General features: G+C 48.1%; 19 protein-coding genes, 1 tRNA gene and 1 pseudogene. 16 read left to right on the forward strand and 5 right to left on the reverse strand.

Annotation, left to right across the window (positions count from 1 at the left end):
- The first annotated feature begins 243 nt into the window (after nt 1-243).
- The 6 genes from aspA (at nt 244) to H5P17_RS01810 (ending at nt 6093) form a co-directional block, all read left to right on the forward strand.
- Nucleotides 244-1680 (forward strand): aspartate ammonia-lyase, encoded by a 1437-nt coding sequence (aspA, locus tag H5P17_RS01785; protein WP_020824881.1) that lies wholly within the window; start codon nt 244-246, stop codon nt 1678-1680.
- A gap of 126 nt (nt 1681-1806) precedes the next feature.
- Entirely contained in the window at nt 1807-3108 is a 1302-nt protein-coding gene (locus H5P17_RS01790; RefSeq protein WP_044553921.1) for an anaerobic C4-dicarboxylate transporter, read from the forward strand.
- A 125-nt stretch (nt 3109-3233) separates the two neighbouring features.
- Complete coding sequence (gene cutA / locus H5P17_RS01795; protein ID WP_044553920.1) at nt 3234-3557, forward strand: divalent cation tolerance protein CutA; 324 nt, start codon at nt 3234-3236, stop codon at nt 3555-3557.
- Nucleotides 3533-5242 (forward strand): protein-disulfide reductase DsbD, encoded by a 1710-nt coding sequence (locus H5P17_RS01800; RefSeq protein WP_182820963.1) that lies wholly within the window; start codon nt 3533-3535, stop codon nt 5240-5242. The genes cutA and H5P17_RS01800 overlap by 25 nt, the downstream gene beginning before the upstream one ends.
- 40 nt (nt 5243-5282) lie before the next feature.
- The gene (locus tag H5P17_RS01805) at nt 5283-5858 is read left to right on the forward strand and encodes a transcriptional regulator (protein ID WP_044553918.1); all 576 of its coding nucleotides are present in this window, start codon (nt 5283-5285) and stop codon (nt 5856-5858) included.
- A 159-nt stretch (nt 5859-6017) separates the two neighbouring features.
- Nucleotides 6018-6093, forward strand: a tRNA-Phe gene (locus tag H5P17_RS01810).
- 242 nt (nt 6094-6335) lie between these two features.
- Here H5P17_RS01810 and H5P17_RS01815 read toward each other — a convergent pair.
- Together H5P17_RS01815 and H5P17_RS01820 are read right to left on the reverse strand one after the other, a co-directional pair.
- Nucleotides 6336-7319, reverse strand: a complete 984-nt coding sequence (locus H5P17_RS01815; protein ID WP_050135188.1) for a site-specific integrase — start codon at nt 7317-7319, stop codon at nt 6336-6338.
- 18 nt (nt 7320-7337) lie between these two features.
- The gene (locus H5P17_RS01820) at nt 7338-8777 is read right to left on the reverse strand and encodes a TraI domain-containing protein (RefSeq protein ID WP_072077654.1); all 1440 of its coding nucleotides are present in this window, start codon (nt 8775-8777) and stop codon (nt 7338-7340) included.
- Nucleotides 8778-9085: 308 nt separating this feature from the next.
- On the opposite strand from H5P17_RS01820, the gene H5P17_RS01825 reads away from it, so the two are divergent.
- From H5P17_RS01825 to H5P17_RS01855, 7 genes and pseudogenes are all read left to right on the forward strand, one after another.
- Nucleotides 9086-9379 carry a helix-turn-helix transcriptional regulator gene (locus H5P17_RS01825; RefSeq protein WP_050135222.1) on the forward strand — a complete coding sequence of 98 codons (294 nt, stop codon included), beginning with the start codon at nt 9086-9088 and terminating at the stop codon, nt 9377-9379.
- Between the two features lie 64 nt (nt 9380-9443).
- Nucleotides 9444-10166 carry an arsenical resistance protein ArsH gene (gene arsH / locus H5P17_RS01830; RefSeq protein ID WP_050135186.1) on the forward strand — a complete coding sequence of 241 codons (723 nt, stop codon included), beginning with the start codon at nt 9444-9446 and terminating at the stop codon, nt 10164-10166.
- Between the two features lie 7 nt (nt 10167-10173).
- Complete coding sequence (locus tag H5P17_RS01835; protein WP_050135185.1) at nt 10174-10719, forward strand: sigma-70 family RNA polymerase sigma factor; 546 nt, start codon at nt 10174-10176, stop codon at nt 10717-10719.
- Between the two features lie 75 nt (nt 10720-10794).
- The gene (locus tag H5P17_RS01840; protein ID WP_050135183.1) at nt 10795-11154 is read left to right on the forward strand and encodes an arsenic metallochaperone ArsD family protein; all 360 of its coding nucleotides are present in this window, start codon (nt 10795-10797) and stop codon (nt 11152-11154) included.
- A gap of 37 nt (nt 11155-11191) precedes the next feature.
- Complete coding sequence (gene arsA / locus H5P17_RS01845; RefSeq protein ID WP_050135182.1) at nt 11192-12958, forward strand: arsenical pump-driving ATPase; 1767 nt, start codon at nt 11192-11194, stop codon at nt 12956-12958.
- 214 nt (nt 12959-13172) lie between these two features.
- Nucleotides 13173-13518: pseudogene (locus H5P17_RS01850) on the forward strand (recombinase family protein); the annotation flags it as partial.
- Between the two features lie 26 nt (nt 13519-13544).
- The gene (locus H5P17_RS01855) at nt 13545-15014 is read left to right on the forward strand and encodes a sensor domain-containing diguanylate cyclase (RefSeq protein ID WP_182820964.1); all 1470 of its coding nucleotides are present in this window, start codon (nt 13545-13547) and stop codon (nt 15012-15014) included.
- 727 nt (nt 15015-15741) lie between these two features.
- Here the strand turns inward: H5P17_RS01855 and H5P17_RS01860 are convergent.
- From H5P17_RS01860 to H5P17_RS01870, 3 genes are all read right to left on the reverse strand, one after another.
- Complete coding sequence (locus H5P17_RS01860; RefSeq protein ID WP_050136406.1) at nt 15742-16179, reverse strand: hypothetical protein; 438 nt, start codon at nt 16177-16179, stop codon at nt 15742-15744.
- Between the two features lie 345 nt (nt 16180-16524).
- On the reverse strand, nt 16525-17973 hold the full coding sequence (locus tag H5P17_RS01865; protein ID WP_050147540.1) for a Cu(+)/Ag(+) sensor histidine kinase: 1449 nt from the start codon (nt 17971-17973) through the stop codon (nt 16525-16527).
- Nucleotides 17963-18646: a copper/silver response regulator transcription factor gene (locus H5P17_RS01870; RefSeq protein WP_050136401.1), complete on the reverse strand. Its 684-nt coding sequence runs from the start codon at nt 18644-18646 to the stop codon at nt 17963-17965. The genes H5P17_RS01865 and H5P17_RS01870 overlap by 11 nt, the downstream gene beginning before the upstream one ends.
- A gap of 195 nt (nt 18647-18841) precedes the next feature.
- Here H5P17_RS01870 and H5P17_RS01875 point away from each other — a divergent pair, with 195 nt between their 5' ends.
- The 3 genes from H5P17_RS01875 to H5P17_RS01885 all read left to right on the forward strand — a co-directional run bounded on the left by H5P17_RS01875 (nt 18842) and on the right by H5P17_RS01885 (nt 22027).
- The gene (locus H5P17_RS01875) at nt 18842-20227 is read left to right on the forward strand and encodes an efflux transporter outer membrane subunit (protein WP_050147538.1); all 1386 of its coding nucleotides are present in this window, start codon (nt 18842-18844) and stop codon (nt 20225-20227) included.
- 32 nt (nt 20228-20259) lie between these two features.
- Nucleotides 20260-20616: a cation efflux system protein CusF gene (gene cusF / locus H5P17_RS01880; protein WP_050136396.1), complete on the forward strand. Its 357-nt coding sequence runs from the start codon at nt 20260-20262 to the stop codon at nt 20614-20616.
- Nucleotides 20617-20743: 127 nt separating this feature from the next.
- The gene (locus H5P17_RS01885; protein WP_050136391.1) at nt 20744-22027 is read left to right on the forward strand and encodes an efflux RND transporter periplasmic adaptor subunit; all 1284 of its coding nucleotides are present in this window, start codon (nt 20744-20746) and stop codon (nt 22025-22027) included.

Here is a 22027-nt window from a genome sequence, read left to right on the forward strand (position 1 = left end):
ATTTCAACCAAAGGCCCTTTTTTATTGCTAAAGTTAATAAACGTGAAAGGGATCACAGAACCAGAAACAGGCAATTTAAGAAGGCTCAGAAGGTGATCTGGATTCAGTCATTTATTACTAACCAGCATATGATCTGGGCAGCATCGGGCACAGTGGTTAATCGTTTCATGCCTGAAGCCTTCGGCAACATAATTTGGTTCCCTGACAATTAATTAATTCGGCAGCAATACAAAGAAGGTTCACATGTCAAATAACATTCGTATCGAAGAAGACCTGTTAGGAACACGTGAAGTCCCCGCAGAAGCCTATTACGGTGTTCACACTCTGCGTGCGATTGAAAACTTTTATATCAGCAACAGCAAAATCAGCGATGTGCCCGAGTTTGTTCGCGGCATGGTAATGGTAAAAAAAGCCGCCGCGATGGCGAACAAAGAACTCAAAACCATTCCACGTAAAATCGCTGATGTCATCATCCAGGCCTGTGACGAAGTGCTGGATAAAGGCAAATGCATGGATCAGTTCCCGGTGGATGTGTTCCAGGGCGGCGCAGGCACTTCATTGAACATGAACACCAACGAAGTGCTGGCGAATATTGGTCTGGAGCTGATGGGCCACCAGAAAGGCGAATACCAATACCTGAACCCTAACGATCATCTCAACAAGTGCCAGTCTACCAACGACGCCTACCCAACCGGTTTCCGCATTGCGGTTTACGCCTCCAACCAAAAGCTGATCGACGCCATCAACCAGCTGCGTGAAGGGTTTGACCGCAAGGCAAAAGAGTTTGAAACCATCCTGAAAATGGGGCGCACCCAGTTGCAGGATGCGGTACCAATGACTTTGGGACAGGAATTCCATGCCTTCAGCGTGTTGCTGAAAGAAGAAACCCGCAACCTGCATCGCACCGCCGAGTTGCTGCTGGAAGTGAACCTGGGCGCGACAGCAATCGGGACGGCGCTGAACACCCCGGAAGGCTACCCGCAACTGGCGGTTCAAAAATTGGCAGAAGTCAGCAATCTGCCTGTCGTGCCGGCCGAAGACCTGATCGAAGCCACCTCCGACTGCGGCGCCTACGTGATGGTGCACAGCGCGCTGAAACGCCTCGCGGTTAAACTGTCTAAAATTTGTAACGACCTGCGCTTGCTGTCTTCAGGCCCACGCGCCGGTCTGAACGAAATTAACCTGCCGGAACTGCAGGCGGGTTCTTCCATCATGCCGGCCAAGGTCAACCCGGTCGTGCCGGAAGTGGTCAATCAGGTGTGTTTCAAGGTGATTGGCAACGACACTTGCGTTACCATGGCGGCCGAAGCGGGCCAACTGCAGTTGAACGTTATGGAGCCGGTGATTGGCCAGGCGATGTTCGAGTCAATCCACATCCTGACCAACGCCTGCTATAACCTGCTGGAAAAATGCATTAACGGCATCACCGCGAATAAAGAGGTGTGTGAACACTACGTCTTCAATTCTATCGGTATCGTCACCTATCTGAACCCGTTCATTGGCCACCACAATGGTGACATCGTCGGGAAGATCTGCGCCGAAACCGGCAAGAGCGTACGTGAAGTCGTGCTGGAACGCGGCCTGCTGACCGAAGCCGAGCTGGATGACATCTTCTCCGTGGAGAACCTGATGCATCCGGCCTATAAAGCCAAACGCTATACGGATGAAAATGAACAATAACAGACACACCCGGTAGCCCAAAAAAGGCACGCTGAATCCCCTGGATAGCGTGCCTTTTTACTTTCCATCGCCCACAAAATTTTAACTTTTCGTTTTCAAAAAAACTTATTTTAAGGAGTAGACACTATGTTAGCCGTAGAATTGGTTATCGTTCTGCTGGCCATTTTTTTAGGGGCCAGGCTGGGCGGTATCGGGATTGGATTTGCAGGCGGGCTGGGGGTTTTGGTCCTGGCTTTGATTGGCGTGAAACCGGGCAGTATTCCGTTCGACGTCATTTCCATCATCATGGCGGTGATTGCCGCGATCTCGGCGATGCAGGTCGCCGGCGGTATGGATTATCTGGTTCAGCAAACGGAAAAACTGCTGCGCAAGAACCCTAAACACATCACTATTCTGGCGCCGATCGTCACCTATTTTCTGACTATCTTCGCCGGTACCGGCAACATCTCGCTTTCCGCACTGCCGGTGATCGCCGAAGTGGCGAAAGAACAGGGCATCAAGCCTTGCCGTCCGCTGTCTACCGCCGTGGTATCCGCCCAGATTGCCATCACCGCCTCACCGATTTCCGCCGCGGTGGTGTACATGTCATCAGTGATGGAAGGCCACGGCGTCAGCTATCTGCACCTGCTGATGGTCGTGATGCCGTCTACCTTCTGCGCCGTACTGGTGATGTCGCTGCTGGTAAGCTGGCTGTTCGACTCCAAGCTGTCTGACGATCCGGTTTACCTCAAGCGTCTGGAAGAAGGCCTGGTGACCCTGCGCGGCAACAAGATCATGGAAATCAAACCCCGCGCCAAAGTGTCGGTGCTGCTGTTCCTGCTGGGCGTGCTCTGCGTCGTGGCTTACGCCATCATCAACAGCCCGGGCCTGGGCCTGGTGGCAAAACCGCTGATGAACACCACCAACGCCATTCTGATCATCATGCTTAGCGTCGCTACCCTGACCACCCTGCTGTGCCGTGTCGATACTGATATGGTGCTTAACTCCAGTACCTTTAAAGCCGGGATGAGCGCCTGTATCTGTATTCTGGGGGTAGCCTGGTTGGGCGACACCTTCGTGCAGGCCAATATCGACTGGATCAAAGAGACAGCAGGCACGGTCATTCAGTCCCACCCGTGGCTGTTGGCGGTGATCTTCTTCTTCTGCTCGGCACTGCTGTATTCTCAGGCCGCCACCGCCAAGGCGCTGATGCCGATGGCGCTGGCGTTGAACGTGTCGCCATTGACCGCAGTGGCTTCCTTCGCCGCCGTTTCCGGCCTGTTTATCCTGCCAACCTACCCAACGCTGGTCGCCGCGGTACAAATGGATGATACCGGCACCACCCGCATTGGGCGTTTTGTGTTTAACCACCCGTTCTTTATCCCCGGCACCATCGGCGTGATATTGGCGGTGCTGTTTGGCTTCCTGCTGGGCAGCGTGATGCTGTAATGCTTCACCCCGGGGCTGCGGCCCCGGTTTCACTTCCTCCTGCCCCACTGGCGATAAACTCGCCTTCTAGCTGACCGCCCTTCAAGGTATAGTGCCCACTGATTATCTGGATGAGAGGGCTGAAGATGTCTGATTGCGAAGCTGTCGTCATACTCTGCACCGCACCCGATGAGGCCACGGCACAAGACCTGGCGGCCCGAGTTCTGGGGGAAAGGCTGGCGGCCTGCGCCACGCTGTTACCCGGCGCAACGTCGTTATATTATTGGGAAGGGAAACTGGAACAGGAATATGAAGTGCAGATGCTGTTCAAAAGCGATCGCCGCCATCAAGACGCCCTGCTCAACTACCTGAAACAACATCACCCCTACCAAACGCCCGAGCTGCTGGTACTGCCGGTGATGGCCGGAGATAAAGACTACCTGTTATGGATCAACGCCTCATTAAACTGATTTTTCTGCTTTGCAGCCTGTTCTTTCTGCCGCAGGCGGCCCAGGCTTCGCTGTTCGGCCAAAACGGCGGCAGCCAGTTCGTGCCTGTCGATCAGGCCTTCGCCTTTGATTTCAAACAGCAAGGCAATCAGCTGTCGCTGGACTGGCAAATTCGTCCCGGTTATTACCTCTACCGCCAGCAGATCAAACTGGTGCCGAAACAGGCCTCGCTGGGCACCTTCGAACTGCCCGCCGGGCTGAGCCACAAAGACGAATTTTTCGGCGAGGTCGCCATTTTCAAGCAACAGCTCAACCTGAAGGTTCCGCTGCAGCAAGCAACGGCGGATGCCAGCCTGAGCGTAACCTACCAGGGCTGCGCAGAAGCCGGCTTCTGCTACCCGCCGGAAACGCGAGTCATCCCGTTGAATGCCGTGAGCGCTTCCGCCGTTCCGGTAATCCCAGAGCCGACAGAGCCGGTGCCGGCACCTAACGATCTGCCATTCTCGCCGCTGTGGGCATTGCTGATCGGTATCGGCATCGCTTTCACCCCCTGCGTTCTGCCGATGTACCCTCTGATTTCCGGCATCATTTTAGGTCGTGAAAAACCGCACAGCAGCGGACGTATCCTGGCGTTGGCGGTGGTTTACGTGCAGGGCATGGCGCTGACCTATACCTTGCTGGGTTTGGTGGTCGCTGCCGCCGGGCTGCAGTTTCAGGCGGCATTGCAACATCCGTACGTATTGATTGGCCTCTCGGTGCTGTTTATCGCGCTGGCATTGTCGATGTTTGGCCTCTATTCGTTGCAATTACCGGCCTCGCTACAAACGCGCCTGGCGGGCTGGAGCAATACCCAAAAGGGGGGCTCGTTGCCCGGTGTGTTCCTGATGGGGGCTCTGGCCGGATTGATCTGTTCTCCCTGTACCACCGCACCGCTCAGCGCGATCCTGCTCTACATTGCCCAGAGCGGCAATATGTGGGCCGGTGGCGGTACCTTGTACCTTTACGCATTAGGCATGGGGATCCCGCTGGTGCTCGTCACCCTTTTCGGCAACCGCCTGCTGCCGCGTAGCGGCCCATGGATGCAGTATGTCAAAGAGGCTTTCGGCTTTGTGATCCTCGCCCTGCCGGTATTTCTGCTGGAACGTGTGATCGGCGATCTGTGGGGGATACGGCTGTGGAGCCTGCTGGGTCTGGCGTTCTTCGGCTGGGCCTTCGCACTCAGTTTGAAAACCTCTCGCGGCTGGGCGCGCGTCTTACAAATGCTGTTGTTGGCAGCGGCGGTGATCGCCGCCCGGCCGTTGCAAGACTGGGCTTTTGGCGCCAATAGCTCGCAGCAGGCTACGCCACACCTGAGCTTTACGCAGGTCAGTAATGTGGAGCAGCTCAACCTGGCGCTGCAGCAAGCACAGGGTAAACCGGTGATGCTGGATCTGTATGCCGATTGGTGCGTCGCCTGCAAAGAGTTCGAAAAGTATACCTTTAGTGATGCGGCCGTTCAGGCTAAGCTGGCCAATGCCGTGCTGCTGCAGGCGGATGTGACTGCCAACAATGCCGAACAGGCAGCATTGCTCAAGCACTTGAAAGTCCTGGGTTTGCCGACAATTCTATTTTTTAACGGCGCTGGACAAGAGTTGACGGCCCAGCGGGTGACCGGATTTATGGACGCTCCAACGTTCAACGCGCATTTGCAGAAAGTAGTGCAATAAATAACACTGAAGTTCAGAACCGAATTTGGAGGGAGCACAAGTGCAACGCGAACAAGTTCTTGATACGGCACTGGGGCTGTTGGAACAACAGGGCCTGGCAACCACCACATTAGAAATGCTGGCAGAAAAACTCGACGTACAGCCGGGCGATCTTAAACGCTTCTGGCCGGACCGCGAAGCACTGCTGTACGACTGCCTGCGCTATCACGGCCAGCAAATTGACACCTGGCGTCGTCAGTTGCTGCTGGATGAAACCCTGAGCCCGCAACAAAAATTGCTGGCACGCTACGACGTGCTGGCAGAGTACGTCCAACACGATCGCTATCCTGGCTGCCTGTTTATTGCCGCCTGTAGCTTCTTCCCGGAGGTGGATCACCCTATCCACCAGTTGGCCGAGCAGCAGAAGTTGACTTCACTGGAACTGACGCGCGACCTGCTGCGAGAAATGGACGCCGACGATGCGGATATGGTGGCGCAGCAGATGGAACTGATCCAAGAGGGCTGCCTCAGCAAACTGCTGATAAAACGCCAGCTCCAGGACGTATCCGTCGCCAAGCGGCTGGCAGAGGATATCTTGCAGGTCGCTCAGTGCCGCAGAAATGGCGCATTAAGCTGAATGACACCGTGGTGGCGAGCGCAACCACGGTACTTTAAGCCCATCTCGCGTTTTTTTTGCTCCCTTTGACTGAAAAGCCAGCAACCGGATGCGTTTTGCCTTATTTCGTTCACAAAGCCGTTGACTGCCTTCGGCCAATACGGTTTAATGCTGCGCGTTGCCCGGATAGCTCAGTCGGTAGAGCAGGGGATTGAAAATCCCCGTGTCCTTGGTTCGATTCCGAGTCCGGGCACCATATTCAGAAGCGCTTGTCAATAATTCAGGATGAAAAATTGACCGGTTCTAAAGCGGGTCCAGATACACGATAACCGAAGGTGTGGTTGGAAAGTTTCATCCAGTGATACCATTACCCGGTTGTTGTAAAAAGGCTCTCGATGATCCCGCCTATCTCACTAGGCGGGATCTTTCGTGTACGATTTTTACAGCTTCCATAGGCGAATGTCAAATTGTGTCAAGGGGATACTCGTATTCAGCATCTCACCCTTTTCCCCATTCCTGCTCCAGAAGTTCACGTAACGCATCAATATCTTCATCAATATACTCCAACGTAGACCGTAAGCTGGAGTGCCCCAACAGACGTTTGACGGCTTGAATATTACGATCCGGGGATTTCATCAGGTTGGTCGCTACCGTGTGCCGAAAACGGTGAGGGCTGACAGCAAATCGGCACTCCTTGGAAATACGCCGAAAAAAAGCCCTTATGGGGTAAATCCCCATGTCTATGTCGTAACTTCCTGCCGCAAGCTGTGCTCTTCGTTTCAGGTCAAAACGGTTCACATTGAAAAGCTGATCACCTGATCCCGCACCTGCCGCTAATGAGCGTTCTAGAATGACCTCTAAGCGCGGATATAAAATAGATGTTATCGGAACCTTGAATTCACGGTGATTTTTTGAACCTTCGGAAATCACATCGATCCAGCGCTCCTCCAGATTGACATCGCACACCCGTACATGCAGAAGTTGGTTTTGACGCATCCCGGTATGACTTAACGTATCCAGTACAGACAGCCAAAACCAGGCAGGATAGCAAGCATTGGCTCGAGTGCTCATGGCATACGATTGAGCAAAGAGTCTCTCCTGTTGATGATGTTGATCCATCAATCGATAAACTGTTTTCACCTGCCCCTTTGAAAGCGTTTTTTTCTTCTTTTTCCCTACCCGGACAACCGCCTTATTAAAGGGGTTTTCCGTGTGGGATAGTAATCCCTTCTTCATGCCAAAATTAAATAATGCTCGCATATGCGTGACTTTATTGTTCCAGGTACAAGCCTCCAGTTTCTGTTCTTTAAGAACATGCCTACGCCATTCAAGTACCAATGTATTGCTAACATCACCAGGCAATTGCTGTGCGTACTTCTGAAAAGTTCGAACAACTTTCCGGTAACTCCATTCCGTCGCTGGCCGAAGAGAGTTACTGAAAAAATACTGCTCCATCAACTGTTCAAACGTCACATCCATCATGCCATAACTCCCTATTTCCTAAGGTTTTATCATCACAAGTGGGTTATCCCCTGGAATGTTATGGCCTTTATACAGTTTTTTGGCAACGATAAGATAACCTGTCATTTTCTGGAATCGCCCTTCCCTGGCCTTATCTTGATAGACATGGCAGGTATACATCACGCCTTTATCCTGTCGATGTCTCCCTAATCGTTCGAAGGCATTCTGTAAATGAGTTTTATCTTCGGAATGCCCCTGATTTTCCGATAAAAATTGGTGAAAAATATTTGGCGCACGAATAAAGACATAACCTGCAATAATATGAATCCTGGCATCGACAGTATTTACTGCAAAATCCCCTGAGCAACATCCTTCACTCAACCATCGCCAAAAACGTTCTCCAATCCCCTCTGGATCTGAAGGAGCGATGTCTTCCCCTGATTCAATCGCCGTATGCATCGATAATGCCTGCGCATCCTGCACCAAATTAGTGGGGTCAGAAAAACCCATGACAGCCAATAAATCCCCCGTAGTATCTTCTTCAGGAGAAGCTGGTTTGACAGCTTCACTATCAGGCACAGCGCTGTCGAGAGAGAAAGCAAGCCCTTCTGGTAGAGGACTCTCACCAGGTAGGAAAGAGGGAACCAGTTCCGGGGAAGATGCTGACTGAAGAGAGCTATTCACTAATGGCATTATCGTTTCAGGTGCAACCTGTGGGGTTGAGGCCGTAGTAGCAATGGCAGGTTCCCCTTTTCCTATTGATGTAGAGATAGCTTCAGAGACAATGGCATTGACTATTCCTGATTCGTTTCGAAATCCCGTCAAATACAGGGACAACGTGTTCAGCACCTCCGGCCAAGTACTCAACCAGATCAATACCTCATCAGGGATGACTTTCCAGGCCAGCATCGCGCCCAAGCTCTGCACCCGTATCGCATCAGCAACAGGCTTGAAACGAAAACGGTAAGGTGCATCCGGCATGGCACCAAGCGGCATCCAGCGCTGTCCACTTTCCAGCTCAACTTCGATATGGCATAACATGTCGAGCGACTGCAGCATGGCGGCATAGACAATCACCGCATTCCAGGCGGCACTCTGTGAGGCCTGATCTTCCGGTTGTGCCCCAACCGGCAACAGGTAATTTTTTGATAGCCGGGCAGCATAGGCCACTGTTTCAAGCAGATGATCCACCATCCCCCCCAGATAGGCATGATGGCCGTTCTCCGTGGCAGGGAACTGCTGCATCAGCGTGACGCAGTGTTCCAGCGGTTGCAGGTAATACTGCTGATACAGACTTTTTGGCAGTGACGAGTAATCCCACAACATCTGCAGCCATTGACGGCGCGGTGATATAGCCAAAAGTTTGGCTGCTTGTTCAGGTGCATGATAGCCATCAGGAACACTAGCGCCAGAGATAGCAACTCTCGCCTCCCCCTTTCCGATCGCCGTAGGTAGAAGTTTAAGGAGTGATTTCAACATGACTATTCTTCCAATAAGGTGTGTTTAGCAACAGTCTCAGCAAACTTACTTAACACCGTTTTTGCGATGAAATAACGCGCTAAAAAATATCTTTTATCAACACAATCAAATCCTTACAATAAGTTAACCCTACCATTTTATGGATATGCTTTTTCTCAGCAACAAAGAACCATAACTCACGCTTTAAAAGTTATTTATCTTCATTTTTTCATAGCTACATTCAATTAAAAAATGTCAGCTAAGGGCTTCATGATAACAAATACTTCTGTTATTCTCGAAATATGGAAATGTAAAAAGTGAGAGTCATGATGGAACTAGATGCCGTCGCAAGCGCCCTGAAAGAGTTGGGCCACCCTACCCGGTTGAGCGTTTACAAAGCGCTTGTCCGGTCTGGAGAGTGCGGGCTTCCCGTTGGTGAACTGCAAAAACGGTTAGACATTCCAGGCTCCACATTGAGTCATCACATTTCTGCACTAGTGTCGGTCGGTTTGCTGCAACAACGTCGTGAAGGCCGTACGCTGCATTGCCTTCCGCAATACGAAGTCCTCAACCAAATCGTCTCTTTCCTGGTTGAAGAGTGCTGTGCCGATCAAGACAAGTAATCACAATACACTGAATTTATTCTATTTAATTCGAAGTAAAAAATGCGAGGAGAAGCAATACACGATGAGCGACCTACTTTCTACATTGGATAACGTGGATAAGCCCCTCTTTGATTTGAGTATTTCTGAAGATCGATTTTTCGGTAAAAAAATCAATCATGCACCACGTATCTTGATGCTCTACGGCTCAGTGCGGGAGCGTTCTTACAGCAGGCTCGCGACGGAAGAAGCAGCACGTTTGTTGACAGCTATGGGTGCGGACGTGCGTATTTTTAATCCATCCGGATTACCGCTACCTGACGATGCCCCCGATACTCATCCTAAAGTGATGGAGTTACGTGAGTTGGTGATGTGGTCCGAAGGCATGGTGTGGTGCTCACCAGAGCGTCACGGTGCGATGACGGGGATCATGAAGGCTCAAATAGATTGGATACCTCTTTCGACCGGTGCCGTCCGTCCCTCACAGGGAAAAACGCTGGCAGTGATGCAAGTCAGTGGAGGTTCCCAATCATTTAACGCTGTGAATCAAATGCGTATCCTCGGGCGTTGGATGAGGATGATCACTATCCCCAATCAATCTTCTGTAGCAAAAGCCTGGCAGGAATTTGATGATGAAGACCGAATGAAACCTTCGTCCTATTATGATCGTATCGTCGATGTGATGGAGGAACTCATGAAATTCACCCTACTCACTCGCAGTAATTCTGACTATCTTGTCGATCGCTACAGCGAGCGTAAAGAAAGTGCTGAGGCGCTGTCTGCCCGCGTCAATCAAGGGAGCATCTAGCCAGACAATGGAGGCACTTCAACAGTTTAATCACTGCATGACCACCTTTTGGACGCAGCATCAGGCTGAGTTCCACCAATTTTTGAGAGCAAGAACTGGCGATAACGAATTAGCGTCCGACTTATTGCAGGAGCTTTTTCTCAAAGCCAGATCGATTTCTGATAACTTTTGCCAAATGCAGAACCCCAGAGCCTGGTTGTATACCTGTGCCCGCAATTTATTAATTGATACGCATAGAACTGCCAAGCCATTTCAGGAACTGCAAGAGTCATTTCTGTATCAAGAAGAACATTCACCGGCCATTACGTCATTGACAGAATGTTTGCCTGAGGTGCTTCAAACACTCAATGAGGAAGAACGTGAACTCATTGAACTTTGCGATATCTATCAGTACAGCCAGAAAGAAGTAGCAACATACAAAAATCTGTCACTTCCCGCGGTTAAATCGCGGTTACTCCGCGCCAGGCAACACCTTAAGCAGCAAATGATGGAAACCTGTACCATTGAGCTGGATGAGTTGGCCCAAATCTGTTGCCATAAAAAAATTTCCTGAAAAAACGCATCCTTTTCTATCCCCATTCGTTTACCTCAATGTAAGGCTACCCACTACTACATTGAGGATCAGAAAATGCCAAAAATTGAAATCTTTGAACCGGCTGGCTGCTGTGCAACCAGTAGTGTTGTTGTCAATCAGGACGCCATCACTTTCAGCACGGATATGGAATGGTGCAAGCAGAATGGGCTGGATGTTACTCGGCATAATCTGTCAAAAAATCCGCAAAGCTTTCTGCAAAACACCGTCGTCAAATCTTTCCTAAATTCTTCTGGGGCAGACTCCCTTCCATTAACCCTGCTTGATGGAAATGTAGTTATGGCAGGCCGTCTTCCTACCCGAGCTGATTTTGCCCGCTGGACAGATACCCCGTTGACTGCGGACTCAGCGGACACTAAGCAACCATCCTGTTGCTCTATCCCCCGTATGCCATAACGTTCCAGAAAATTTAAAAAGTTAGAAGAGGTTCATCATGAAAATTAATTTTTTAGAAGGGATCACCCCCTTTATTTTCTTTACCGGGAAAGGTGGCGTTGGGAAAACATCGCTGGCTTGCGCCACCGCAGTTACACTGGCTGACAGCGGGAAAAAGGTTCTGCTTGTCAGTACCGACCCTGCGTCAAACGTCGGACAGGTATTTGACCAGAAAATTGGGCACCAGATTGTTGCTATAACTAAAGTTGCCAACCTGTCAGCGATGGAAGTCGATCCAATGGCTGCGGCACAAGCCTACCGAGACCGTGTGTTAGATCCAGTCCGTGATGTGATGCCCAAAGAAATTGTGCAAAGTATTGAAGAACAACTGTCAGGCTCTTGCACCACGGAGATCGCCGCCTTTGATGAGTTTACTGGCTTGCTCACCAACACTTCTCTTCGCAGCGATTTTGACCATATTGTTTTCGACACTGCACCAACAGGCCATACAATCCGTATGCTGGAACTCCCTGGAGCCTGGTCAGGCTATCTTGAAGCCAACCCCGACGCAGCAGCAAACCTGGGGCCACTCATCGGTCTTGAAAAACAGAGAAATCAATATGCTGATGCCGTTGCTGCACTGTCAGACCCTGAACTGACTCGATTGGTACTAGTTGCCAGAGCCCAGGCATCGACTCTGAAAGAGGTCTCTCACACCTATGAGGAGCTCTACAATATTGGTCTGAAGCAGCAATACCTGGCTATCAACGGTATCCTGCCTGCAGAAGCGGCCAAGAATGACATTCTGGCCGAAAGCATCATTGCCCGAGAGAAAAAGGCACTGAATGAAATGCCGAAGAATCTTTCCGCATTACCCTTAAGCCAACTGCCGTTGAAACCGTTCAACCTGGTAGGCTTGGGTGCACTGCGCAAATTGTTCACCGATAGCAACACTGACGAACTGGAAACGATCCGGGCTGACCAGCAGGATCTGACCTTCCCTAGATTGTCTCAACTCGTCGATGAATTAAGTGCGTCAGGCAAAGGCCTGGTGATGACAATGGGTAAAGGTGGCGTAGGTAAAACTACCATTGCCGCCTCTATTGCAGTTTCTCTCGCACAAAAAGGGCATAAAGTTCATTTAACGACCTCAGATCCTGCAGCCCATTTATCTTATACCCTTGATGGTAGCCTGGATAACCTGACGGTCAGCAGGATTGACCCGAAGGTTGAGACAGAAAAGTATCGCCAGTTTGTTCTGAGTAATCAGGGTAAGGGACTTGATGCTGAAGGGTTAGCGGTTTTAGAGGAGGATTTACGCTCCCCGTGTACTGAAGAGATTGCAGTCTTTCAGGCATTCTCCCGCGTCATTAAAGAAGCAGAAGACCATTTCGTCATTATGGACACCGCACCAACCGGCCATACGTTGCTGTTGCTGGACGCCACCGGCGCTTACCACCGCGAAATGGTACGTCAGATGGGACAAAGTGGTGAACAGGCATTGACCCCCATGATGCAACTGCAAGATCCTGATCAAACGAAGGTGGTGATTGTCACCCTCGCTGAAACTACACCGGTATTGGAAGCGGCCAACCTGCAGGAAGATCTGCGCCGGGCAGACATTGAGCCTTGGGCATGGGTTATCAATAATAGCCTGGCGGCTGCATCACCCAGCTCTCCATTCCTCATTACCCGCTCAAATCGCGAACTGCCCCTCATTTCTGAGGTTGAAAAGAAATACGGCCATCGGATTGCTGTTGTTCCTCAACAATCCGCTGACCCTGTTGGCGTGGCCCAACTGCAAAAGTTGGCAGCTAGCGAATAACATCCCTCACGGCACAAGGCACGCGCGCAGAGCGTGCCTTGTGCCGTGAGGGTTTTAGTTTTGAAAATTCACAACTTTACTTCTTCTTTCCATCAACATAACATCCCGCCACACGCCACTCATCTCACTGACTTTTTCCCGGATACCTATTCGACTTTTCATGCAGCCTGACACTGCCTGTATGTTCGGGAAAGATACCCGCAATCAGAGTCCAGACATGATCAACATCGTAGATACCTGCTATAAAAAGGGTATCGCTATTCGATTTCTTGAGAATGGCTTAAGTACCGAGGGGACAATGGCGAAGATGGTCATTCAGATACTGACTGCCGTGGCCGTGGCTGAGGCTGAACGGGAACGAATTTTGGAGCGGACAAATTGACAGCCATGGCATCAGGAGTAAAGTTCGGACGTAAACCACACAATAAATCTGCGATAGTACGGGAGTTGATAGGGCAGGATAAACCGGAAAAAACTATACTGGAAAAACAGGTATATCACGTGCGGTCTTATACAGACTGAAAAAAATTACTCGGACAGAGCAAAAACCCTCCGGGTAATAGTAAAAAAGTAAGGGAATGTAAAAATGCAAGAAAGCAAAGTAAACATAAACCGAATTCACTCCCTTTACGAATCATTGGTCAAAAGGCATGCCTCACTTGAGGATACCTACCACGCCATTCTCAATGAAGGATTGAAAGCCTTTAACCTGTCTCTGGGGATTATAAGCCAAGTAGATGGCGACCGTTACTCTCTGCTTGCCGCTTCACCGGCGGGAAAAAACATTTCAGCAGGCATGACTTTTGAATTAAAAAACACCTACTGTCAACTTGTGATAAATGAAAGAAAAATAATAAGCATTGAGCATGCGGGAGCAAACCCCAATTTTAACACTAATCCAGTCTATATTGATATGAGGATTGAAAGTTACATATCTGCGCCAATATGGGTAACAGAAAAAGTATGGGGCACACTTAATTTTTCTTCTAATCAGATAAGAGAGATATGTTTTTCTGAAGATGATCATGAGTTCATTAGTTTAATGGCTGATGGCATCGGTTCGTTAGTCGAGATGACTCTATTAAACATTGAAAAAGAACGTGTTATTTCAGAACTGAGTAAAAACAATGATATCCTAGAAAGTATTTTTGAAAATTCAACGATCGGAATGGCACTGGTGTCCCCCTCAGGGCAATGGGTGAAAGTCAACAGATCACTGACACACATGCTGGGGTATTCTGAAGCACACTTACTTTCCATCAACTTTCAAAATATCACCCACCCTGAAGATTTAACCACAGACTTAAAACTACTAGAGACACTTTTTCAAGGGAAAATTCCTTCCTACCAATTGGAGAAAAGATATCTGACGGTATCAGACAATTATATCTGGATCCTCTTGAGTGTCTCCTTGGTACGGGAGAGTAATGGTGATGTAAAATATTACATTGCTCAGATTCAAAGTATTGATGAGCGTAAAAAAATGGAAATGGAATTGAAAAAACAAAAAGAGGAATTATATAACATCAATACTATTCTAGAACGGATGGCAACAGAGGACAGTCTGACGGAAATTGCTAACCGCCGAAAATTCATGCTCTGGTTTGATAGTGAAATGACAAGAATGGAACGTTATCCGTTCTCCGTATCACTTGCACTTGCCGATATCGATTTTTTTAAATCGTATAACGATGACTATGGCCATCAGGAAGGTGATTTTGCTTTGAAGAATATTGCCAAAAGGTTAAGTAGCACACTAAGAAGCCAGGACAAAATAGCCCGATTTGGGGGTGAGGAATTCATAATTCTTTTACCTGAAACAGATGAAAAAGGCTGTCTTTTAGCCTGTGAAAGATTAAGAAAAAGCGTTGAAAACTTAATGACTCTCAGAAGAACCGTTACGATCAGTATTGGTGCAGTGACATACTTCCCACCGCATGGGGAACTTGTACATTTTGATGATTTACTTAAAGCATCTGATGCGAAACTATATGAAGCGAAAAGGTCGGGGCGAAATCAGGTAAAAATGATTAACTTTACGGACTACCAAGGCTAATCTCTTTCTTATTTTAACTCTGATTAGATGGAATCCAAATCAAAAGCAATTCATTGATTATATAACATTAATAAAATACAGTAAATCCTCATGCAAAATGGCACAACAACATAATTTTTTAATCATAACAAATATTATCAATAAAAATCAGACATATTTAACATACTAAGTTTAGTTTACAAAAAAAGCCCGGAGACTATTCCGGGCTTTGCTTTACAGCCTATTTTATGTTGTCCTGATTATGCGGTCAGGACATATACAATAATACGCTTCTCAAAAATTATGGCAATGTAAACTCATTATTTTTAGATAACTTTACAATTAACTTACCCCCAAGCACTACTTAACAGCACTGTTCCCCCCCACTTCTGGATGTTGGTCGTGGTTAAATTACACTTATTATATAACCACCTTACTTTCACAACTGTCTATTATTCAATTTCTAGAGCATTACACAGCCATGAGTTTTATTTAGTTAAAAGCATCAAGGGGTTTATTTACCGGTTAATAGCACGCATGGGAATTTTATTCCTGGCACATGTAAAATACAGTCTAAAAATACTTGTGCAGAGGTGATTTATTTCAATTTCATGATATTATTATTGGTATGATAATATTTATTATGATCAAAAACCACTCATATTGGATGTTGGGTCAATAAAAAAGCCCCGGTGACGGGGCAATAATGTCAATAAGGATGTGTTTTTATTATGGGGTACACGCTTACTCAGTTAGATTGCATCATACTGCGATGCTTTTCAGCCTGTTCTTTATGCGCACTTGACTGAGCATTTTTCACCGTTTCATGGGCGATGGCGGCTTTTTCATGCTCATCCATCTGCGAGAATGATTTGGTATTTTTGCGTTCAGCATCAGTAACGCCCTGCTCTCCCATCATTTTCTTATGCTGTTCAGCCATTTTTTTATGGGCGTCAGAATTACTGTTATTCACGGTTTCATGTGCCACCACCGCTTTCTGGTGCTCATCCATGTCCATCATTTTTGTGCCAACACCGTCTACCGCAGATTTCGGTGTAGATGACATCATCTGATGTGCTGGCGCTTGGGCATTATTAACCCGCTCATGGATGTTCACGGTTTCTGCAGCCCAGGTTGAGGAAACAAAGGTCATAGCAAAAGCAGTGGCAATGATAATTTTGTTCATGGTGTGTTCTCCATTTTCACATCATACGTGTTCGAATCGTCTGAAACATCCTTTTACAGGGGATCTTAAAGATGTCTCGGTTTGCAGTAAATGGTCACAACGTAATCCAGTTAACATCAGGATCTCGCTGTGCCTGTTCAAGTTAAGAGTAATTATAAGGGAGGGGTTCTGTTGGACTCGTGACAGAATGATGACAAATGTGTAATGTTAGGATGTTTATTTAATTTTTATATAAAACAGATAGTTATGCATTGTTTTATTGAACGCTTTTAGTTGAAAGAATCTGACTTACAACTGTGAGCGGTTATATGACGGGCATATTTATTTTAAATACACCCGTCCTCTTCATGCGACGAACCGGGGAAAAGAGAGGGTGAAACGGGTTGAAATCGTATCTGAGATAACGCTAATTCTACCTTGATGTGCTGTTACGATGGATTTCACGATAGCCAGACCGATACCACTTCCCTCACTTTTTCTTTGTCTAGAGGGATCAACCCGATAGAAGCGGTCAAACAATCGGGGAAGGTGCTCTTGAGGAATGGGGGTTCCAGGATTTTCAACGATAAGATCAACCCATTCATACCGTTCGTTAACACGAACGGTAACCATCATTCCTCTGGGGGTATAACGAATGGCATTCGATAAAAGGTTATTGATGACCCGCCGCAACATGAGTGGATCTCCTCCAATGAGGGCAGGACTCCCCTCAAACTCGAGACTCACTTCTTGCTCCTCAGCCCAGGCTTCAAAAAACTCGAAGACCTTCATCGTTTCTGACCTGAGATCTATTATTGATCGCTCAGGAATGAGTTGGTTATTGTCTGCCTGAGCCAGAAACAGCATGTCACTGACCATCTTGGCCATACGATTGTATTCTTCAAGATTAGAGTAAAGCACATCCTCCAGTTCTTTATCCGGTCGGCGCTGACTTAACACAATTTCGGTCTGAGTAACAAGATTAGTAATGGGAGTCCTAATCTCATGGGCGATATCTGCAGAGAAATTAGCCTGTCGGGTAAAAACATCCTCGATACGTTCAATCATATGATTGAAGGAAATAACCAGTTGTTCCAGTTCTATGGGTACCCGATCAGGCTCAAGTCTGACATCCAGATTCTCAGAAGTAATATTTTTTATTTTCAGGCTGACATTTCTTAAAGGTTGATGTCCCTTGTGAACAGCAAACAAAACAGTAAAAATAATCATCAAACTGATGACTGAGGCGATCATGACAAGATTGTTTTTGAGCTCATCAATATAATGCAGATGAAAATCGATTGAGAGCGCTATCAGCAACGTGTATGGTTTGACGCTCTCCGGCGTCCTTACTGAGGATGCAATAAGGCGGTACGTTGTATGCCTCATCTCGCTATCAGAGTGATCCGCATTACTTTTCTTCTCTCCTGTCCAGAGAAATACGTCGCCGGAGCCAAGGTGCTGCGAAAAATCCAGCGTGGATGACACAGGGAGAAGATCGGGCCCATCCGGCGAGCGATAAAGTACCTGGTTATTTCCGTTGCTGAGTAATACCGAGATATTCCGGTAACTTTGCAATACTGTGCTGAGTCGTTCGACTTTCTGTCGCTCCGATCCATCAGGACTTTTAAGTATATTTTCCAAGGTCATACTGACTTGTTTCAGATCATTGACATCCTGCTCCGCAAAATGCCTCTCCACAGAATGCAACATGATCCACGTAAATGCCACAAAGGCGATGGTCGTCGACAAGCTGATGAAAAAAGTGAGGCGAGAGGCAAGAGAAAAAGGGCGGTGACGACAGTTAATCCTCATCGGGTACCTCAAGCACATAACCAACGCCACGTACCGTCTGAATCAATTTGGGTTCAAAATCGTTATCAATTTTTGCCCGTAACCGTTTAACAGCCACATCGATGGCATTCGTGTCACTGTCAAAGTTCATATCCCAGACCTGTGAAGCGATCAGTGAACGTGGGAGTACCTCTCCCTGATGGCGGATGAAGAACTCAAGGAGTGTGAATTCCTTACTGGTCAGCGTGATCCGGCTGCCCTTGCGATTCACTTTTCTCGACACCAGATCAAGGGTTAAGTCTGCCACCTGGAACTGGCTTTCCACTATAACGGCAGTGCCACGACGTAACAATGTTCTGACTCTCGCCAGAAGTTCTGCGAAGGCAAAGGGCTTGACCAGGTAATCATCAGCACCGAGTTCAAGGCCCTTGACACGATGCTCGATGGTACCGAGTGCCGTCAGGAGCAAAATGGGCATACCTTTATTTGCCGCCCGCAACATTTTCACGATATCCCAGCCATTCACATCGGGTAGCATGATATCCAGAACAATCAGGTCGTAATCTGCTGTCATGGCCAGGTGATACCCGGTCATGCCATTATCTGCCAGGTCGACAACAAAACCAGCTTCAGTCAACCCCTTACAAAGATATTCACCTGTTTTAACCTCATCTTCGACGATCAGTATTTTCACGCGCCCTCCGGAACATCGATATGGATGTTGTCATTCTAGTGGGCAAAAGGACGATATCAACGAATTAAAACGAAAATGACAGTTTTGTCATTATCCTGTCACTCACCAAACAGAGTCACTCCGGTAAGGTATCCACAATAATCATCAGGAAATCATTTGAACCATTTAACCAGGTGTACCTGGACGAGAAACGATATGTTCAAATTAAAACTACTAACTCTCAGTACATTGTTCGTTTTGGCGGGGTGTACCTCATTGGCTCCGGAATACCAGCGCCCTGAACTCCCCGTGCCACAACAATTTTCGCTCTCCCGGAACGCACTGGTTCCGGCAACGGCAGACTATCAGGATACCGGTTGGCGAGTATTCTTTGCTGACCCTCAGGCACAGACTCTGATTAACGACGCGCTGAGTAACAACCGTGATCTAAAAATGGCGACACTCAAAGTCCAGGAAGCACGAGCCCAGTACAATGTGACAGACGCTGACAGATATCCGCAACTGAATGCATCTTCCGGTATCACCTACAGTGGGGGACTTAAAAATGAAAGTTCCACTACCCAGGAATATGCAGCGGGCATTGACCTCAGCTTTGAGCTGGATTTCTTTGGCAAACTGAAGAACATGAGTGAGGCTGACCGCCAGAATTTCTTCGCCAGCCAGGAAGCTCAGCGTGCTGTACAGATTCTTCTTGTTTCCAACGTCTCACAAAGCTATTTCAACCAACGACTGGCTTATGAGCAATTGCAGATTGCCAGAGAAACACTGAAAAACTACGAGCAATCCTACGCCTTCGTGGAGCAACAACTTATCACCGGCAGCACAAACGTACTGGCACTTGAACAGGCTCGGGGAGTGATCGAAAGTACCCGTGCTGACATTGCCAAAAGAGAAGGTGAACTTGCCCAGGCGAACAATGCGCTCCAACTGGTGGTCGGAAAATACTCTGTACTGCCCGATGGTAAACTTAATGCGGAAACAGATATTAATCCGGTAAAACTGCCTTTGAACCTGTCGTCCAACATCTTGTTGCAAAGACCGGATATTATGGAAGCTGAACATGTGCTGAAAGCGGCAGATGCCAATATTGGGGCAGCCAGAGCCGCATTCTTCCCGTCAATTTCGTTGACGGGCGGCCTTTCAGGAAGCAGCACTGACCTTTCAAGCCTGTTTAATGCCGCGAGTGGCATGTGGAATTTCATCCCTAAAATTGAAATTCCCATCTTCAATGCGGGCCGTAACAAAGCCAACCTGACACTCGCGCAAGTACGCCAACAACAGTCAATTGTCAGTTACGAGCAAAAAATTCAGACTGCGTTTAAGGAAGTTGCTGATGCACTGTCACTTCGAGAAAGTATAAGCGGGCAATTAACAGCACAACAACGTTTTCTGGAGTCCCTTCAGATAACGCTGCTACGGGCACGCGGTTTATATTCCAGCGGCGCTGTAAGTTATATCGAAGTCCTGGATGCGGAAAGAACACTATTTTCAACGCAGCAAGCCATTCTGGATCTGAGATATGCCCAGCACGTTAACGAAATAAACCTTTTCACTGCCTTGGGTGGTGGTTGGACAGAATAAATTATTTTTGAAATAAATAAGGAGTTATAAATATGCGTCAGTCAATAAAAATAGCTTTATTGGGGATCTTCTCGGTTGTCATGGCCGCAGGTGTTCAGGCAAACGAGCACCAACACAGCACAGCAGATAACACGAAGGCCGAAGCTTCTTCGCAGCAGGTTATCAGCACTGCGGGGGTGGTGAAGGATATTGATATGAAAGAAATGAAAATCACCATCGCGCACGAAGCGATACCTGCCGTGGGTTGGCCTGCAATGACCATGCGATTTACGTTTACAGCATTGGATGACAATATCCGCGCACTGAAAGTCGGTAGCCATGTGAACTTCACTTTTGTGCAGCAGGATACTATTTCATTGCTTCAGGAAATTAAAAAAAGCCAGTCTTAATTGATTTTATGATGAGCGTTTATTGTGCCTGTCATACCCCCTGTTATGGCAGGCATGATTATTTACCCCCTACGGCTCCCTCCGAGTTAACAGGTTTGGCTTCTATCAATATTCAGTGGAATTAAATATGGCTTCTATAAAACTTAAATATACTGCAGTTATTGTCAGCAGTCTTTTGATGGGAGGGCTTATATCCGTTGGGGCTTACCATTATCTTTTCTCTGCAGACAAAACAGAAATACCGTCATCAGAGCGTAAGGTTCTGTTCTGGTTTGACCCAATGAAACCCGATACCAAGTTCGACAAACCGGGAAAGTCACCGTTTATGGACATGGATCTGGTCCCCAAATATGCCGATGAAGGTGGCTCCGAAAACAGCAACGGTATCCGTATCGATCCTACCCAGGTGCAAAATCTGGGTATTAAAACAGAAAAAGTCCGTACCGGACGTCTGACTTATGCGCAGACACTCCCTGCCACGGTCAGTTTTAACGAATATCAATTCGTTATTGTCCAGGCCAGATCAGACGGTTTCATTGAAAAAGCGTATCCGATGACTATTGGGGATAAAGTGAAAAAGGGTACCCCCCTGATTGACATCACTATTCCGGAGTGGGTCGAAGCGCAGAGCGAGTACCTTTTACTCTCAGGTACTGGCGGTTCAGCGACGCAACTTAAAGGGGTGCTGGAACGCCTTCGCCTTGCCGGGATGCCCGAAGATGACATCCAGCGCTTACGCAATACACGGAACATTCAGACCCGATTCACGATTAAAGCGCCTATCGATGGGGTGATCACCGCGTTTGATTTGAGAACCGGGATGAATATTTCAAAAGATAAGGTTGTTGCCCAGATCCAGGGGATGGATCCGGTCTGGATTAGCGCTGCGCTACCGGAATCTATCGCTTATTTGCTGAAAGAGAACTCTCAGTTTGAAATTTCCGTGCCCGCTTATCCCGAGAGAAAGTTCAACATCGAGAAATGGAATATTCTGCCCAGTGTTGACCAAGCCACCCGCACACTTCAAGTTCGCCTGCAGGTAGACAATAAAGATGAATTACTGAAACCAGGAATGAATGCCTACTTGAAACTTAACACCCAGAGCCAGGATATGTTGCTGATCCCGTCTCAGGCGGTCATCGATACCGGCAATGAACAACGTGTCATAACTGTCGATGGCAATGGCCGGTTCGTTCCTAAAGTCATCAAGGTGTTGCATGAGTCACAACGCCAGTCTGGGATTGGGGCTGGCTTGACAGAAGGTGAATCGATTGTCGTCAGCGGCCTCTTCCTCATTGACTCTGAAGCGAACATTTCCGGTGCGCTGGAGCGTATGCGTCATCCAGAGAAACACGCGACTACAGCGCCAGAAATGACGGCCCCTTCAGCAAACGCACATTCAGGTCACTGA

This window comes from Serratia sp. OS31, from assembly GCF_014164835.1.
Classification (GTDB): domain Bacteria; phylum Pseudomonadota; class Gammaproteobacteria; order Enterobacterales; family Enterobacteriaceae; genus Serratia; species Serratia liquefaciens_A.

Coding starts and splice junctions, on each gene's coding strand:
- H5P17_RS01800 (WP_182820963.1), top strand. CDS start 3,533: ATGGATCAACGCCTCATTAAACTGATTTTTCTGCTTTGCAGCCTGTTC.
- H5P17_RS01815 (WP_050135188.1), bottom strand. CDS start 7,319: ATGATGGATGTGACGTTTGAACAGTTGATGGAGCAGTATTTTTTCAGT.
- H5P17_RS01840 (WP_050135183.1), top strand. CDS start 10,795: ATGCCAAAAATTGAAATCTTTGAACCGGCTGGCTGCTGTGCAACCAGT.
- arsA (WP_050135182.1), top strand. CDS start 11,192: ATGAAAATTAATTTTTTAGAAGGGATCACCCCCTTTATTTTCTTTACC.
- H5P17_RS01885 (WP_050136391.1), top strand. CDS start 20,744: ATGGCTTCTATAAAACTTAAATATACTGCAGTTATTGTCAGCAGTCTT.
- aspA (WP_020824881.1), top strand. CDS start 244: ATGTCAAATAACATTCGTATCGAAGAAGACCTGTTAGGAACACGTGAA.
- cusF (WP_050136396.1), top strand. CDS start 20,260: ATGCGTCAGTCAATAAAAATAGCTTTATTGGGGATCTTCTCGGTTGTC.
- cutA (WP_044553920.1), top strand. CDS start 3,234: ATGTCTGATTGCGAAGCTGTCGTCATACTCTGCACCGCACCCGATGAG.
- H5P17_RS01825 (WP_050135222.1), top strand. CDS start 9,086: ATGGAACTAGATGCCGTCGCAAGCGCCCTGAAAGAGTTGGGCCACCCT.
- H5P17_RS01835 (WP_050135185.1), top strand. CDS start 10,174: ATGGAGGCACTTCAACAGTTTAATCACTGCATGACCACCTTTTGGACG.
- H5P17_RS01820 (WP_072077654.1), bottom strand. CDS start 8,777: ATGTTGAAATCACTCCTTAAACTTCTACCTACGGCGATCGGAAAGGGG.
- H5P17_RS01875 (WP_050147538.1), top strand. CDS start 18,842: ATGTTCAAATTAAAACTACTAACTCTCAGTACATTGTTCGTTTTGGCG.
- H5P17_RS01860 (WP_050136406.1), bottom strand. CDS start 16,179: ATGAACAAAATTATCATTGCCACTGCTTTTGCTATGACCTTTGTTTCC.
- H5P17_RS01855 (WP_182820964.1), top strand. CDS start 13,545: ATGCAAGAAAGCAAAGTAAACATAAACCGAATTCACTCCCTTTACGAA.
- H5P17_RS01865 (WP_050147540.1), bottom strand. CDS start 17,973: ATGAGGATTAACTGTCGTCACCGCCCTTTTTCTCTTGCCTCTCGCCTC.
- H5P17_RS01790 (WP_044553921.1), top strand. CDS start 1,807: ATGTTAGCCGTAGAATTGGTTATCGTTCTGCTGGCCATTTTTTTAGGG.
- arsH (WP_050135186.1), top strand. CDS start 9,444: ATGAGCGACCTACTTTCTACATTGGATAACGTGGATAAGCCCCTCTTT.